Genomic DNA, 16,126 nt, shown 5'->3' on the forward strand with positions numbered 1-16,126 from the left:
CCGCCATCCCTCTACAGCACCCCATTGGAAACCGCTACATGCTCGACAAGAAAACCATCAGTGCCCTGGCCGCCCGGCTGCAGGAAGCCGAACGCAACCGCAGCCAGGTTCGCCAGTTCTCGCTGGACCATCCCGACATCACCATCGACGATGCCTACGCGATCCAGCGCGAATGGGTGGCGCTGAAAATCGACAAGGGCCGCCGGGTCAAGGGGCACAAGATCGGTCTCACTTCGCGCGCCATGCAGCAATCGTCGCAGATCGACGAACCGGATTACGGCGTGCTCCTCGACGATATGTTTTTCGGCGACGGCAGCGACATTCCCGCGGCGCGTTTCATCCAGCCCCGCCTCGAAGTGGAACTGGCCTTCATCCTGGGCAAACGCCTGGAAGGCCCGGACGTTACGCTGTTCAATGTCTACGACGCGGTCGATTATGTGGTGCCCGCACTTGAAATCATCGATGCGCGCATACAAATGATCGACCCCGACAGCAAACGGCCGCGCAAGGTATTCGACACCATTTCCGACAATGCCGCCAATGCCGGCATTGTCATGGGCGGGCGGCCCGTGAAAATCGGCGAACTCGATCTGCGCTGGATCGGCGCCATTCTTTCGCGCAATGCCGTTATCGAAGAAACCGGCGTCGCGGCGGGCGTGCTCAACCACCCCGCCAATGGCGTGGTGTGGCTGGCCAATAAACTGGCTCCCCACGGCGTGGCCCTCGAACCGGGCCAGGTGATATTATCGGGATCGTTTACCCGCCCCGTGTTTGCCCGGCCCGGCGATACATTCAATGTCGACTACGGCCCGCTGGGTTCCGTCAACTGCCACTTTGTCTGAACCCATGGATATCCTGACCAATACCTTCAAGCAGGCGCTGCGCAAAGGCCAGCCGCAGATTGGATTGTGGGCCGCCCTGGCTCATTCCGTCACCGCCGAAATTTGTGCCGGAGCAGGCTTCGACTGGCTGCTGATCGACGGCGAACATGCGCCCAATACCTTGCAAACCATGCTGCCGCAGTTGCAGGCCGTGGCCCCCTATCCGGTTGCCGCGGTCGTGCGGCCTTCGTGGAACGACCCTGTGCAAATCAAGCAAGTTCTGGAAATCGGCGCCCAGACCTTGCTGATACCCATGGTGCAGTCGGGCGCCGAGGCCGCTGCCGCGGTAGCGGCTGTGCGCTATCCCCCCCACGGTATACGGGGGGTCGGCAGCTCGATTGCGCGGTCGGCGCGCTGGAACCGCATTCCCGATTACCTGCATCGTGCCAACGATGAAATGTGCGTGTTGATCCAGATTGAAACGCCGCAAGGGGTCGATGCGCTGGACGATATCCTGGCTACGGAAGGAGTGGACGGCGTCTTTATCGGACCTGCCGATCTTTCCGCCAATATGGGCCACTTGGGCAATCCCGGCCACCCCGAGGTCGCCAAGCTGATCGACGACACCATAGGGCGCATTGTGCGTTCGGGCAAGGCGGCCGGAATCCTGCACAGCGATATCGCTCGCGCCAAACACTTCCTGGACCTGGGCGCAACCTTCGTGGCAGTGGGCGTGGATGCTTCCCTGCTGGCGCGCGCCGCGGAAAGGCTCGCCGGCGAATTCAAGGCATCGACGCCGGGCGGTACACCGCCAAAACCAGGCGGGCCGTATTGAGCGGATGTTTTGGTATATAAAGACGCCGTCTATCGGGGCTTGGGGTCAGGACCGGCACGGCGTGCTTGATCCGGATCTACCTCGTCCAGGCGGGCGTCGGGCCAAACTCGCTACGCCGCTGGCGCGGCTACGCTCAAACATGGCCCGCCGACATCCCCCGCCTTCCCTACGGTAGCATCCGGCGCACGCCTTACGCCGGTCCTGACCCCAAGCCCCGATAGACGGCTCGCGTAATGGCTTGCCTGGAACAAACGTGCCTGCACCCATACCTCTATCGCGTGGCCACTACACCACGATGTGCCAAACCCTGGATTTACTAAGCGCCCGACGCTTCAACGTCTCTCTCTATGTATTTCCTCAACGCAAGCCGCAGGGTGGGTGGTGCTGTGTAGTCCGGCGGTAGTCCAGCGCCGGGTGCTGACGAAGGGAAGGCGGGGGCTTTCGGCGGGCGCTGTCTGAGCCCGGCCTCGCGAGGCCGGGCGAGTTCGCCCGACGCCCGCCTGGACGAGGCAGACCCGGGCAGTCGGGGCGCGTAGCGCCACGACCGCTGGACGTGCCGGACTACACAGCACCGCCCACCCTGCGGCGTCTTTATAGAATTAACCGCCGCCAACACAACAACGCACAGTCCAAAAGCCACAGATCAAGCCCAAAAACGGCTCAAAACAAAAGTCTCTGAACCGCGTTCAGCCCGTCACCATCGCCAAGGAAAAACCATCCCAGCCCTTGCTGCCTACCGTCTGCACAGCGGTAGCCGTCAGGCGCGGGCTGGTGGCCATAAGTTCGCAGAACCGCCGCACACCCCGCACACTGGGATCATTGCTGGATGCATTGACGACTTCCCCCTTGCGCACCACGTTGTCGCCAATTATGACCGTTCCAGCCCTGGACAGCGCCAGCGACAATTCCAGATACTGAGGATTGTGTTCTTTATCAGCATCGATAAAGATCAAGTCAAACGGCTCTTCCCCATGCTCGACCATCTTGCGCAGGCTATCCAGGGCCGGGCCCACCCTGATTTCCACCTTGCCGGATTCCCCCACAAGCGCTATGTTTTGGGCCGCAAGCGCCGCGTACGATCCATCCAGCTCCAAACTTACCAGCTTGCCTTGCTCGGGCAAGGCCCGCGCCAGCCAGATCGTGCTGTAGCCCCCCAAAGTGCCAATTTCAAGAATGCGCCGCGCCGCTTTCATCAGTGCCAGCAAATACAGAAGCTTTCCCTGATTGGGAGCCACATTGATCGCCGGCAACTGCGCCTGCCCGCTATGAGCCAGCACCGTATCGAGCGAGGGATCCGGCTCCAGCAAAAGATCCGTAAAGTAGCTGTCGACCGAAGTCCATTGCGCCTGATCCATAAAATGCTCCGTAAAGTCGTACACGAAATCCACGAACAGGCGTTCCCGGAAAACCCAGGCCGCCCCGAAAATAATACTATTACCGATATCACAATATGATGACCGGATTGGGGCTGGGATAATTCAGCAGAATCGGCAATCCATGCAAACCCGGCCACCGAATCACCCGAAAACCAGAGGATCAACAATGTCGTCACCCGCATTCAAGCCGGCCCATGCGCAGTACGCGGCGCGCGTCAGGGAAAGTTTCGCCCGGCAACGCGTCATGGTTACCATCGGCGCCGAACTGCTCTCGGTCTCCGCGGGCCACGTCGAAATCGGCCTTCCCTACAACGCCGAACTGACCCAGCAAAACGGCTTTATCCATGCCGGCATTACGACGACCATAGCCGACAGCGCCGGAGGCTACGCGGCGTTGAGCCTGTTTCAAGACAATGAAGATGTCCTGACAACCGAACTCAAACTGAACCTGCTGGCACCCGCCGACGGCGAACGTTTCGTCGCCACCGGCAAGGTTATCAAGAGCGGCCGCACGCTGACCGTCTGCCAGGTGGAAGTTCATGCCTGCAAGGGCGAACGCACCACTTTGTGCGCTTTCGGCATTCTGTCCACGATGCGCCTGCAATCGAAGCCCGCATAAGCTCGACCGAACCTCGCCATCCGGCATACCGGCGTTTTATCTCCTGTTGCAGGCCCGACATCCCTGAATATAGGAGCTTATTCATATAGACAAACCCTAATTTCAGGCTCAACATGGGGCATACCCCAAGGCAAAATCATTGACGTTTAAAGCATGGCATGGCTAACATCGTTCGTTATCGAAATATGCGGTACACGCGAACGAACTTGCCCCAAAAGGACCGCGCCGGCCGTGCAGGAGAATTTTTGAAGTGAAGCCTCAGTCTTTGGACATGATTACCAAGCTGGTCGGGTTCGACACCGTCTCGCGCAACTCCAACCTCCCCCTGATTCATTACATCAGGGACTACCTCGCCCTGCATGGCGTGCAAAGCCACATAATCAGCAACTCCAAGGGCGACAAGGCCAATCTGTTCGCCACGGTCGGCCCCAATGTTGAAGGCGGCATCGTGCTTTCCGGCCATACCGATGTGGTGCCGGTCGATGGCCAGCCCTGGGACACAGACCCCTTCCAGGTCCTGCAGAAAGATGGCCGGCTATACGGCCGCGGCACCTGCGACATGAAGGCTTTTTCCGCCATTGCGCTGGCCCTGGTGCCGGACATGGTCAAAAAGAACCTGAAGCGCCCGATTCATTTTGCGCTGAGCTACGACGAGGAAATCGGCTGCGTCGGCGCCCCCTCTCTTATCGAGCGCCTGTCCATCGCCGCCGCCAAACCCAGCGCCGTCATTGTGGGCGAACCCACCAGCATGCAGCCCATCGTGGCCCACAAGGGCATCGCCGCCCTGCGCACCACGGTCATCGGGCACGAGGCCCATTCAAGCCAGGTGCAAAACGGGGTCAGCGCCGTTACGATAGCCGCCAAGCTCATTGCCTTCATCGACGGCATGATGGCTGAAAACAAGGCGGCAGCCGATCCCGCGTGCCAGTTCGTACCCCCCTACACGACGCTGCACGTGGGGATCGTCAATGGCGGCACGGCCCTGAACATTATTTCCCGCGAATGCACATTCACCTGGGACATACGCGCCCTGCCCGGCGACAACTGGCGAAAATACCTCGACCGCCTCAACGCGTATGCGCAAAGCCTGCTGCCCGATATGCAAGCCATTGCACCCGACACCTCCATCAGCACGGAAATCTTCGCGGATGCCCCTCCCTTGCAGGATAACGGCGGCGCGGCCCAGGAAATCGCCTTTCATCTCTCCGGCTGCCGGTGCGGCGGTGTGGTCCCTTATGCCGCCGAAGGAGGACAGTTCCAGGAGAAAGGATTCGCCACCGTATTGTGCGGCCCGGGATCCATCGACCAGGCCCACAAGCCCAACGAATATATCGAGGTTTCGCAGGTTCAGGAATGCGAGGTTTTCCTGGAAAAACTGATCGATCAATTGGCTGCATAGCAGGCCGCAAACCAGGCAGGTACACGCACCCGCCGCAAGTGATTCAAATTCTGGAGACCCCGGTAGCTTCGATCTCCAGCAAAAAGTACCTTCGACAAGGCTACCCGCGTTATCGAAGCCCCATGAAAACTGTGTCAAACGATAAAACACATTATTGGCAGGAGACCCTCGATGAAATTTTCCAAATTGTTCCAACATACGGCTATTGCCGCCACGCTTGCCCTCAGTGCGGGTTTGAGCCATTCCGTCGAAGCCAAGACGCTGCACTGGGCCTATCAGGGCGACATGATGTCCCTGGACCCCATGTCACTGAATGAAACCTTCACGCTAGGCTTCCAGGGCTGGTTCTACGAAACCCTGGCGGGCTACGACAAAAACCTGAAACTGGTCCCCATGCTGGCCGAAAAATGGGAAAACCCCGAGCCCACAAAATGGATTTTTCATCTGCGCAAGGGGGTAAAGTTCCACGACGGCAGCCCCTTTACCGCCGATGATGTCATTTTTTCGTGGAAACGCAGCCTGACCCCGGGCTCCGACATGAAAGGCTACGGCGCCAAGGCCAAAGACGTCAAGAAAATCGACGACTACACCGTCGAGGTCACCACCCCGGGGCCCAATCCCATCCTGCCGCGCGACTGGACCTTCCTCTACATCATGAGCAAGACCTGGGCGGAAAAAAATAAAACCACAGAAGCCACCAACGTGAAGGGCGGCGAAAGCAATTACGCCAATATGCACGAAGACGGCACAGGCCCATTCATGGTTGTCGATCGCCAGCCCGACGTCAAAACCACATTGAAACGCTTCGACGGGTACTGGAACAAGAACATGCCCACCAATGTCACCGACATTGTCTTCCAGCCCATTACACAAGAATCGACTCGCGTCGCCGCGCTGATCTCGGGCGAAATGGACATCGTGCAGCCCGTGCCCGTGCAAGACTGGCCGCGCCTGCAGAAAGAGCCCAATGTCCGCGTCCTGAACGAGCCCGAGGCCCGCGCCATCTTCATCGGCATGGACCAGCACCGCGACGAACTGCTGTTCTCCAACGTCAAAGGCAAGAATCCGTTCAAGGATATACGAGTCCGCGAAGCGGTCGTCCGGGCCGTCGACACCAACGTGATCAATAAAAAAATCATGCGCGGCGCCGCAAAGCCCCTGGGCACACTCATCGCCGACAAAATCAACGGCTACGACGAGTCTTTCGGCAAGCCTTATAAACCCGATGTGGCAAAGGCCAAGAAGCTGCTGGCCGAAGCGGGCTACCCCAACGGTTTCGAAGTGCAAATGGATTGCCCCAACGACCGTTATGTCAACGACGAAAAAGTCTGCCAGGCCGTTGCCAGCATGCTGGCGCGCGTGGGCATCAAGATCGACCTGCTGGCACAAACCAAGTCCAAGTATTTTGCCAAGGTCCTGCTGCAGGCCGGCAACAACACCAGCATGTATCTTTTAGGCTGGACTCCCAGCTCGATCGATGCCGATAATTCGCTGGTCAACCTGGTTTCCTGCCGCAATCCCAAGACGGCCGCCGGGCAATTCAATCTGGGCGGCTACTGCAATCCCAAGATCGATGCCATCACCGCCAAGGTCGAATCCGAAACCGACCAGGTCAAGCGCAATGCCCTGATCAAAGAGGCATTCACCATGTTGCGCAACGACTACGGCTATCTGCCTCTGCACCAGCAGCCGATGTCCTGGGGCGTGCGCAAAGGCATCAAAGTGGCACAACGTGCGGATGACGTGCTCGACATCCGCAACGTCGTCATGCCCTAGCAGTCTGGACGGCATGCCGGCTCCCGGTGGCTGCCCTCAGGCAGCTTTCCGGGAGATGTTTTACGCTCGTCGCCATTAAAGACCATCATCATGCTGAATTTCATTGCACGACGAATTTTCCAATCCATTTTCGTCATGCTGGCTGTCGGTTTCATCGCATTCGCGATGTTCCGCTACGTCGGCGACCCCATCAATAACCTGGTGGGCCAGGACACCACCATCGCGCAACGCGAAGAGCTCAAAAAGCAACTTGGGCTCGACGACCCGTTTCTGGTCCAGTATGTGCGTTTCATCAACAAGGCGGCGCACGGCGACTTCGGGTCTTCCTATCGCCAGCGCCGCCCTGTCAGCGAGCTCATCGCAAGCCGCATGCCGGCCACGCTGGAATTGTCTTTTGTCTCGGCATTGATCGCCCTGTTCCTGGGCATTCCCATGGGAATCTATACCGCGCTCAAGCGCCGCGGCCTGCTGTCGCACACCTTCATGACCGTCTCGCTCATCGGCATCTCGCTGCCCACTTTCCTGATCGGCATATTGATGATCCTGGTGTTCGGCGTATTGCTGCGCTGGCTGCCCAGTTTCGGGCGTGGCGATGTCGTGCAACTGGGATGGTGGTCGACGGGCTTCCTGACAAAAAGCGGCTGGCTGTCGCTGATCATGCCGGCCTTCACCCTGGCCCTGTTCCAGATGACGCTCATCATGCGGCTGGTACGCGCCGAAATGCTGGAGGTCATGCAGACCGATTTCATCAAATTCGCCCGCGCCCGCGGCCTGCCCGAGCGCATGATCAATTTCCGCCACGCGCTGAAAAACACGCTGGTGCCCGTCATCACGATTACCGGCCTGCAACTGGGCTCGATCATTGCCTTTTCCATCATCACCGAAACGGTTTTCCAGTGGCCCGGCATGGGCCTGCTGTTCATTCAATCGATAGGCTCGGTCGACATCCCGGTCATGGCCGCCTACCTGCTGCTGATCGCCTTCTTTTTCGTGATCATCAATCTCATCGTCGACTTGTTGTATTTCGCGGTCGACCCCAGACTGCGCGTCCAAAGAAACTAGAAGGTCTCCCACAATGGCCAAAAACACCTGGTCCCGCTTTTATAACAGCGATATTTTTTACAGCTTTACTCATTCGCCCGCGGCCATGATCTCGGCGTTGGTGGCGCTGGTCATCATTCTGGGCGCGGTGTGCGCCCCCCTGGTGGCGCCGCACAACCCCTTCGACCTGGCATCGGTGAATCTGCTCGACGCCAATAATCCGCCTGCCTGGACGGCCGACGGCAGCTCGCAGTTTCTGCTGGGCACCGACGACCAGGGGCGCGACATCCTGTCGGCGATCCTGTACGGCTCGCGCATTTCATTGCTGGTCGGGCTGGCCTCGGTCTTTTTTTCCCTGGTCATCGGCGTCACGCTGGGCCTGATCAGCGGCTATGCGGGCGGCCGCGTCGACAGCGTCATCATGCGCATTGCCGATGTCCAGCTGTCGTTTCCAGCCATACTGATCGCGCTGCTCGTCGACGGGATCGCCCGCGGCCTGCTGCCCCGCGATGCGCAGGACAGCCTGTCTTTGTATGTGCTTATTTTCGCCATCGGCATTTCCGGCTGGGTGCAATATGCGCGCACGGTGCGCGGCGCCACCATGGTCGAACGCAACAAGGAATATGTACAGGCCGCGCGCCTGATCGGCATGCGGTCTTTTACCGTCCTGCGGCGTCACATTCTGCCCAACGTGATGGGGCCGGTTCTGGTGATCGCCACCATCCATCTGGCCGTGGCGATCATTACCGAAGCGACCCTGTCATTTCTCGGCGTCGGCATCCCGCCCACGACCCCTTCGCTGGGCACCCTGATCCGCATCGGCAACAGTTATCTTTTTTCCGGCGAATGGTGGATTTCGATCTTTCCCGGCGCCGCCCTGGTACTGCTTGCCCTATCGGTCAATTTACTGGGCGATTGGTTGCGCGATGCGCTCAATCCCAAACTTCGCTGAGTGGTTAGCATGGCACTATTGGATATAGAAAAGCTGCACATCGAGTTCGCCAGCCGGCACGGTACGCTGGTGGCGATCAAAAGCCTTACGCTGGCCCTCGAAAAAGGCGAAATCCTCGGCGTGGTGGGTGAATCGGGCGCCGGAAAATCGACTGTCGGCAACGCCATCATCGGCTTGCTCGAGCCGCCGGGGAAAATGACCGAAGGCGCGGTAAGCCTGGACGGCAAGCGCATCGATCAACTTCCAGCGCACCAGTTTCGTGAAATTCGCGGCCGCCGCATCAGCATGATTTTCCAGGATCCTTTAACGTCGCTGGACCCGCTTCAAACCATAGAAAGCCAGCTGATAGAAACCATGCAGGTGCACCTGGGCCTGTCGCACCATCAGGCGCGCGACCGGGCCATCGAAATGCTGCAAAGCGTAGGCATCCCCGAGCCTGAAATGCGCCTGCAGCAATACCCCCACCAGTTCTCGGGGGGGATGCGCCAACGTGTCGTGATTGCGCTGGCCCTGTGCTGCGAGCCCGAAGTCATTATTGCCGACGAGCCCACCACAGCGCTGGACGTCTCGATCCAGGCGCAAATCCTTGACCTGCTGCGCAAGCTGTGCAAGGAAAAACAGGTCGGGATGATCCTGATTACCCACGATATGGGGGTCATCGCCGAAATTACCGATCGGGTTGCCGTGTTGTATCGCGGCAATCTGGTCGAACAGGGGCCTACCCAGAAAATTCTGGGCAATCCGGACCACCCTTACACCAAGAGCCTGATTTCGGCGGTTCCGCGTTCCGATATCAAACTACGCCGCTTCCCCATGGTGACGTATATCGAAGATGTGCAGGCGCCCACCAAAAAAGAACTCGACATCGCCACTCACTGGCTTGGACAGCATCGCGACTTCGGCCTCCACGGCGACACGCCCCTGGTGGAAACCCGCGACCTGGGAATACGCTTTGTCCTGAAAAATGCATTCCTCAAAAAGAATCGCTACATGCTCGATGCCGTCAAGAACGTCAGCTTTGCAATCAATGAAGGCGAAGTATTCGGGCTGGTCGGCGAGTCCGGTTCGGGCAAATCGACCATTGCGCGCCTGATCGCCGGTTTGTACAAGGCCAGCAGCGGCTCGGTCATTTTCAACGATACCAACGTCACCCAGCTCAAGGACGAAGCCTCGCTCAACGCCTTCCGGCGCCAGATCCAGATGGTGTTTCAGGACCCATATTCCTCACTCAACCCCCGGATGCGCATTCTCGACATCGTGGCCGAACCCATACGTTTTCACAAATTGACTGCCAATGAGGCGCAAACGCGCGCCATCGTCGGCGATCTGCTCGATTACGTCGGGCTTGGAGAGCAGGCCCTCAAGCGTTTCCCGCACGAATTCTCGGGCGGGCAGCGCCAACGGATCTGCATCGCCCGCGCCTTGGCAACCCGGCCGCGCTTCCTGATTTGCGACGAGCCCACCTCGGCGCTCGATGTATCCATTCAGGCCCAGATCCTGAACCTGCTCAAGGATCTGCAGGAAAAGCTGAAGCTCACGATTTTATTCATCAGCCACGACTTGCCGGTCATACGCCAGATGTGCGACCGGGTCGGTGTAATGCGCCACGGGGAACTGCTCGAGGTCGCCGACACGGAAACGCTTTTTTCCGATCCACAGCATGAATACACCAAGCAACTGCTGTCGCTGATGCCTACACTGAATTTCCTGTCGCGCGAGGGGCTGGAAGTCGAGGCGGAAACGCCTGTCGCCATACTGCCGGCCTGAGTGAATACTTCGTCATATTCGGGAAATTCACGGTTTTTTAACTTTTTGACACTAAATTTGTAAGTGGGTGCTAGACGACCTGGCATCCCGCCCCTATGATTGACGCACTTGGATAGCTCGTGCTGTCTATCACATTCAGCAGTCATTCTTCTCAAAGGATCGCCATGGGTATTATCAGCATGATCATCGTCGGCTTTATCGTAGGCCTGATTGCCAGGGCCATTATGCCGGGCGAGCAGAAACTTGGCCTCATCATGACCGCCATTCTGGGTATCGTCGGCGCCATTGTTGCCGGCTACCTGGGGCAGGCGCTAGGATGGTACACCCCCGGTCAGGGAGCCGGCTGGATCGGCTCGATAATCGGTGCCATCATTGTGCTGTTCATCTACGGCCTGGTCGTCAAAAAAAGCTAGCTTCCCGCTGGTGCCAGCAAAAAGGGCACTCGCCGGAGTGCCCTTTTTGCTGGCTGCGGCGACTGTGCCCTACAGGGCCGATACAATAGTCGGGTTTCGAACAACGGTTACCCATGGGAGATTTAATGAGTCGTTCCCAATCTCAAGATACATACATGCCTCACAACTTCTGGGGCAGACTGAGCAGCTACATCAAATCGTCGGGGAAAAGAGCGCTGGAAAAAACGCTTTACCTCTACTACGCCCTGCAAAGCCCCAACACCCCTCTGTGGGCGAAGGGGGTTATCTATATTGCCCTGGGCTATTTTCTTTTGCCGCTCGATCTCATTCCCGATTTTATCCCCACCATCGGTTATCTCGACGATCTGGGCGTCCTGACCGCGGCCATGTACATCATCGGTCGGTACATCACTCCAGAAATCAGGTCCGTGGTGCGGCAAAAGCTTGAGCAACAGTCCAGCGAAGCGGCGTCCGACGCCGAGAACCGACAACCCTGATGCCTGCGCCCCATCCGTTTTCCGCTTACTGGCTAGCCGAGTCAGTACGCCTGCGGGAAGCGCATTGGGGCCCGCTCGAGGACGCCTCGGAAGTGCGCCGGGCGCGCCTGAACGGGCACAGTTTCTCCGAGCGCATCCTGCTGCGCGCCACCTATCTTGCGCAGCGCGAAAAACTCGATGCCCTCATCGCCCAGTGGAGCCGGGGCGCCAGACTGGTGCTTTGGGGCCTGATCATCGCGGCCTTGATTACGGGGGCCAGCGCAGCCCTGGGGGCTCTGGGCGACGGCAGCCGGTCGGTCAATTTGCTGCTGGCCTTGGTCGCCATACTGGGCCTGCACAGTCTTACATTCCTGATCTGGCTGCTCAGCTTCGGCATGACTGGGCACGGATCGTGGCTCGGCCAGCTATGGCTATGGCTGACCCGGAAGCTGGCGCGCGGCCCTGACGCCGCATTGGCGCCACGGGCACTGGTCGATGTGCTGGGCCGCAATGGCGCATTGCGATGGATTCTGAGCAGTATCAGCCATGGCCTATGGACCGGTGCGTTCATCAGCCTGTTGCTGGCCCTGCTTGCGGTATTGTCCACGCGCCGCTATGGCTTCAACTGGGAAACCACACTGCTGTCGGCCGACACCTTCGTCCACCTGACCGCACTGATAGGCTGGCTACCTGGAAAACTCGGCTTCGCCATGCCGCCGGCCGATATGGTGCGCGCCAGCAATGGGCTGCACCGCCTGCCCGAATCCGTACAGGCCTTGTGGTCCAGCTGGCTCATCGGCTGCGTCCTCGTGTACGGCCTGTTGCCGCGGCTCCTGAGCCTGATTCTCGGGCTCATCATGGCCAGGAAAGATCTGGCCGCGATCACCCTGGACGAAAACCTGCCGGGCTACGCCAACCTTCGCGAACGACTGCAGCCAAGCAGCGAACGAATCGACGCGGACGCAGCGGCGGCCGACGGATTCCAAACCCGGATCGAGCATCGCCAGGCCGCAAGCCATCAGGCCGGCGCACCGCTCATTGTCGGCATCGAGTTGCCTCCGGACGAACCCTGGCCTCCATCGGGCCTGGCAGCAGCCATTCAGGACGCCGGCAATATCGATACCCGCGAGCAGCGCATGAGCCTGCTGGATCGCCTGCAAGCTCATCCTCCCAAAAAATTGCTGGTCGTGTGCGACGGACGCCAGACCCCCGACCGCGGGACCATCGCCATTCTGGCCGACCTGGCCAGTATCGCCGCCCAGACCCATCTGCTGCTGTCTCACGGCGCGCCCCCGGAACAGGACACCCGGCTGGCCATCTGGCAAAAGAACCTGGGCACGGCCGGCTTTGCTCCCGAACAAATTCATGAACACGACGCAAGCGCCCTTGCATGGCTGGAGGCGCCAGATCATGACTGAACGCGCTTTCCTGCGCTTGGCTGTGGTCGGCCACACCAATACCGGCAAGACATCCTTGCTGCGCACCCTGACGCGCGACCCCGGTTTCGGCGAGGTTCAGGACAGCCCCGGCACCACCCGCCGCGTCGAAGGAGCGCGCCTGCTCATCGACGACGAAACCGCCGTGGAACTGTTCGATACGCCGGGCATGGAAGACGGGATTGCCCTGCTGGATTACCTCGATCAACTGGCGCAACGCGCCGAACGCCTGGATGGACCGGACCGGATCCGGCGCTTCCTGAATTCACCCGAAAGCAAACGGCGCTTCGAACAAGAAGCGCGCGTGCTGAACAAACTGCTGGATTGCGATGCGGGCCTGTATGTCATCGATGTCCGCGACCCGGTACTGGGCAAGCACAAAGACGAGCTTGCCATCCTGGCCAGTTGCGGCCAGCCCCTGCTGCCGGTGCTGAACTTCACGCACAGCCCCCACCAGCGGGTCGATGCTTGGCGCGAAGCGCTTGCCCGCCTGGGCCTGCATGCCATCGTCGAATTCGATACTATCGCCCCGCCGCTCGATGGCGAAGCGCAGCTTTACGACAAGCTGGCGCTGCTGCTCGATTCACATGCCGGCCTGCTGAAGGCGCTCAAGCACGATATCGCCCAGCAACGCGATATCCGCCGCACCGACGCATCGCGCCTGATCGCCGAACTACTCGTCGACGTGGCCGCCTGGCATCTGGGCAGCGCGCCCGACGACGCATCGATCCTGCAAGCCACCGATACATTGCGCCAGAAGATCCGCCAACGCGAAAACCAGTGCGTCAAGGCCCTGCTCAAGCGGTATAACTTCAGAAGCGCGGATTTTCCGCATCACGCACTGCCCCTGGAAGGCGAACGCTGGGGCATGGATCTGTTTCATCCGCAGGCCGTCAAAGATATGGGCATCCATGTGGGCAAGGGTGTCGCCGCCGGCGCGGCGGCCGGCGCCACCATCGACATTTTTACCGCCGGACTGAGCCTCGGCGCGGCCGCCCTGGCCGGCGCCGCAGTCGGAGGCCTGTGGCAGGGCGCCGACCGTTTTGGCAAGCGCCTGCTGGGACGCCTGAAAGGCTATCGGGAACTCAGCGTCGACGACACGGTATTGCGCCTGCTTGCCGTGCGCCAGGCAAGCCTGGTGCAGGCGCTGGAGCAACGCGGCCACGCCGCGCAAGAACCCATAACGCTGCCGCCCGACCCCGACGATGAAACCTTATCGTCGGGGCGGCAATCAGATCACGGCTTCGGCACCGCCTTGCGCAAAGGCCGCCTGCCCGCGGAACTCAACGAAGCGCGCAGCCAACCTTTATGGTCAACGCTGGCCGACGATTACAGCCCCACCCCCCGGCGCGAACAAATAATCAGGTCGCTGGCCAAAAAACTGGCCTGAGCGACACAAAACCCTCAACGCAAGCGGGGGTGGCGGCCCAGGCGGGGTGAGCGAGTTCCGCGACCGCCCGATCCAGGCGCCGGCCGCGGGCAGTCCTGGCAAAGCCAGGACCGGACGATGCGAGCTCCACCCCGCCTGGGCCGCCACCCCCGCGTCTCAAGAACATGAATAATCGCAACAAGACAGCCCCCCAGATTCACGAGCAATCCACCGGGGGGGCCATTACAACATGACCGGCTCGTCAGGCAGATCGTTCGTGGGTAACTCGCCCTTCGCCAGGGGCGGGCAATGTTCCCGCAAAATGGCTTCGATATCGTCGACCGCCGCCAGCACTCCGGCCACATACTCGCCTTTTTGCAGACGGCTTTGCAACTGCGCGCACACCCGTTCCCACATGGCATTGGGTACGCCAACTCCACGATCCGCAATCAGCTCGATATGATGCCTGTCCAGCGCCAGATACAGCAGAACGCCGGTATTGTGAGGCGTATCCCATACCTTCAGGCGGCCGAACACCTCGAGCGCCCGCAAATGGCTTTTGCGCTCGTGCGCCGGAGACACGGCCTCGACCGCAATCATCAATTCCCCGGTGTGGTCGCGTTCGCCCTGTTTGATAAGATCGGCAATCTGCCTCAACAGCTGCGGGGTAAAGTGCTTGCGGCGCAGCCAATGCCCTTCAAGCATGGCCCACCCCGTGAGCTCCTTCCACTTTCCTCCATCTTGCCGCACTATCTATCTCCTTGATCTGCCGGACTGAGGCTTATTTCATTTCAAATCGGCCATAAGCCGGGGACGAGCCTGGACGCGGCCCAGGGCCCGGCCCACAAACACTACCAGCCACCCGACGCGCCGCCGCCGCCGCTTCCGCCACCGCCACCGCCGAAACCCCCGCCGCCAAAACCTCCACCTCCGCCACCACCGAAGCCCCCCCCGCCAAAGCCGCCCAGGCCACCCAAACCTCCGATCACGCCGCCCGTACGCGAGGCGCGCGCCGAACTGCCGCGCCCGCCAGCGCCTATTGCCCGGCCCACACCGCTCAACACCAGGGCCGCCACGGCGCCCAACAAGGCATAGCCCAGGCTATGGAACATCAGGTACACAAACAGAGCCGCGGCAAATGCCGCGATCGTTGCCGGCAGCACAAATGCCATGAAAATCAGCGGCAGCAACATATGAACAGGCGGCGAATCGCCGCCGGCCTGCTCCGACTTGTACTGCGGCGACGGCGGGGGCAAAGCTTCACCCTTGACCAGCTTGATCAGGCTATCGACCCCCGCCGTCACACCGCCCGCATAATCGCCCTGCTTGAACAAGGGCGTGACCTGCTCGCGTATGATGCGGCCCGCCTGCAGATCGGTCACAGCCCCTTCAAGCCCATAGCCGACCTCGATACGCAGGCGATGGTCGTTCTTGGCAACTACGAACAGGATGCCGTCGTCGACTTTTTTGCGGCCCAGCTTCCATTGATCGAACACATGCGTCGCGTATTGTTCGATGCTGCTGTCGCCCGTCGTGGGCACGATCAAAACAGCAATCTGCGCGCCTTTGCTTTCTTCCAGCGCAGCCAGTTTTTGCGTCAGGCTGGCCTGGGTTGCGGCATCGAGCGTTTTGGTCAGGTCTGTGACCCGCGCCGTCAGGCTGGGGACCGGGGCTTCGGCTGCGCGGGCCCAGGGCGCCAGGCAAGCCAGGTACAAGACACAGCAGGCCAGCATGGCCCCCGCTCGCTTCCACGAAATTGTGGCTGGCATCGCTATATTCATTTCGCCTCCATAAGGCCTGATCCTGGGGTGTGCAAAAAAACGGGCTGAGCAAGTGGCCAGGAGAG

The 16,126-nt window shown here is 60.1% G+C and carries 15 protein-coding genes; 12 read left to right on the plus strand and 3 right to left on the minus strand.

The window, feature by feature from the left end; genetic code table 11:
• Nucleotides 1-38: 38 nt before the first annotated feature.
• Together hpaH and hpaI are read left to right on the plus strand one after the other, a co-directional pair.
• Nucleotides 39-842, plus strand: coding sequence for a 2-oxo-hept-4-ene-1,7-dioate hydratase (hpaH, locus tag LSG25_RS15110; protein ID WP_232741730.1), 804 nt, complete (start codon nucleotides 39-41; stop codon nucleotides 840-842).
• Between the two features lie 4 nt (nucleotides 843-846).
• Nucleotides 847-1,656: a 4-hydroxy-2-oxoheptanedioate aldolase gene (gene hpaI / locus LSG25_RS15115; RefSeq protein WP_232744716.1), complete on the plus strand. Its 810-nt coding sequence runs from the start codon at nucleotides 847-849 to the stop codon at nucleotides 1,654-1,656.
• 686 nt (nucleotides 1,657-2,342) lie between these two features.
• Here the strand turns inward: hpaI and LSG25_RS15120 are convergent.
• Complete coding sequence (locus LSG25_RS15120) at nucleotides 2,343-3,011, minus strand: O-methyltransferase (RefSeq protein WP_232741731.1); 669 nt, start codon at nucleotides 3,009-3,011, stop codon at nucleotides 2,343-2,345.
• Between the two features lie 187 nt (nucleotides 3,012-3,198).
• On the opposite strand from LSG25_RS15120, the gene LSG25_RS15125 reads away from it, so the two are divergent.
• From LSG25_RS15125 to LSG25_RS15170, 10 genes are all read left to right on the plus strand, one after another.
• Complete coding sequence (locus LSG25_RS15125; RefSeq protein WP_232741732.1) at nucleotides 3,199-3,651, plus strand: PaaI family thioesterase; 453 nt, start codon at nucleotides 3,199-3,201, stop codon at nucleotides 3,649-3,651.
• Between the two features lie 250 nt (nucleotides 3,652-3,901).
• Nucleotides 3,902-5,050: an acetylornithine deacetylase gene (gene argE / locus LSG25_RS15130; protein WP_232741733.1), complete on the plus strand. Its 1,149-nt coding sequence runs from the start codon at nucleotides 3,902-3,904 to the stop codon at nucleotides 5,048-5,050.
• A 171-nt stretch (nucleotides 5,051-5,221) separates the two neighbouring features.
• Nucleotides 5,222-6,826: an ABC transporter substrate-binding protein gene (locus tag LSG25_RS15135; protein ID WP_232741734.1), complete on the plus strand. Its 1,605-nt coding sequence runs from the start codon at nucleotides 5,222-5,224 to the stop codon at nucleotides 6,824-6,826.
• Nucleotides 6,827-6,916: 90 nt separating this feature from the next.
• Nucleotides 6,917-7,888 carry an ABC transporter permease gene (locus LSG25_RS15140; RefSeq protein WP_232741735.1) on the plus strand — a complete coding sequence of 324 codons (972 nt, stop codon included), beginning with the start codon at nucleotides 6,917-6,919 and terminating at the stop codon, nucleotides 7,886-7,888.
• Nucleotides 7,889-7,901: 13 nt separating this feature from the next.
• The gene (locus LSG25_RS15145; RefSeq protein ID WP_232741736.1) at nucleotides 7,902-8,819 is read left to right on the plus strand and encodes an ABC transporter permease; all 918 of its coding nucleotides are present in this window, start codon (nucleotides 7,902-7,904) and stop codon (nucleotides 8,817-8,819) included.
• 9 nt (nucleotides 8,820-8,828) lie between these two features.
• The gene (locus tag LSG25_RS15150) at nucleotides 8,829-10,586 is read left to right on the plus strand and encodes an ABC transporter ATP-binding protein (protein WP_232741737.1); all 1,758 of its coding nucleotides are present in this window, start codon (nucleotides 8,829-8,831) and stop codon (nucleotides 10,584-10,586) included.
• Nucleotides 10,587-10,750: 164 nt separating this feature from the next.
• Nucleotides 10,751-10,999 carry a GlsB/YeaQ/YmgE family stress response membrane protein gene (locus LSG25_RS15155; protein WP_232741738.1) on the plus strand — a complete coding sequence of 83 codons (249 nt, stop codon included), beginning with the start codon at nucleotides 10,751-10,753 and terminating at the stop codon, nucleotides 10,997-10,999.
• A gap of 155 nt (nucleotides 11,000-11,154) precedes the next feature.
• Nucleotides 11,155-11,496 (plus strand): YkvA family protein, encoded by a 342-nt coding sequence (locus LSG25_RS15160; protein ID WP_232741739.1) that lies wholly within the window; start codon nucleotides 11,155-11,157, stop codon nucleotides 11,494-11,496.
• A complete protein-coding gene (locus tag LSG25_RS15165) occupies nucleotides 11,496-12,893 on the plus strand; it encodes a DUF2868 domain-containing protein (RefSeq protein ID WP_232741740.1) in 1,398 nt (465 codons plus the stop codon). The genes LSG25_RS15160 and LSG25_RS15165 overlap by 1 nt, the downstream gene beginning before the upstream one ends.
• Complete coding sequence (locus LSG25_RS15170) at nucleotides 12,886-14,301, plus strand: GTPase/DUF3482 domain-containing protein (protein WP_232744717.1); 1,416 nt, start codon at nucleotides 12,886-12,888, stop codon at nucleotides 14,299-14,301. The genes LSG25_RS15165 and LSG25_RS15170 overlap by 8 nt, the downstream gene beginning before the upstream one ends.
• A gap of 222 nt (nucleotides 14,302-14,523) precedes the next feature.
• Here the strand turns inward: LSG25_RS15170 and LSG25_RS15175 are convergent, their stop codons facing one another.
• Together LSG25_RS15175 and LSG25_RS15180 are read right to left on the minus strand one after the other, a co-directional pair.
• Nucleotides 14,524-14,985 (minus strand): TPM domain-containing protein, encoded by a 462-nt coding sequence (locus LSG25_RS15175; RefSeq protein WP_232741741.1) that lies wholly within the window; start codon nucleotides 14,983-14,985, stop codon nucleotides 14,524-14,526.
• Between the two features lie 146 nt (nucleotides 14,986-15,131).
• Nucleotides 15,132-16,061: a YgcG family protein gene (locus LSG25_RS15180; RefSeq protein ID WP_232741742.1), complete on the minus strand. Its 930-nt coding sequence runs from the start codon at nucleotides 16,059-16,061 to the stop codon at nucleotides 15,132-15,134.
• Nucleotides 16,062-16,126: the final 65 nt, after the last annotated feature.

The sequence above is a fragment of the Paralcaligenes sp. KSB-10 genome (genome assembly GCF_021266465.1).
Taxonomy (GTDB): Bacteria; Pseudomonadota; Gammaproteobacteria; order Burkholderiales; family Burkholderiaceae_B.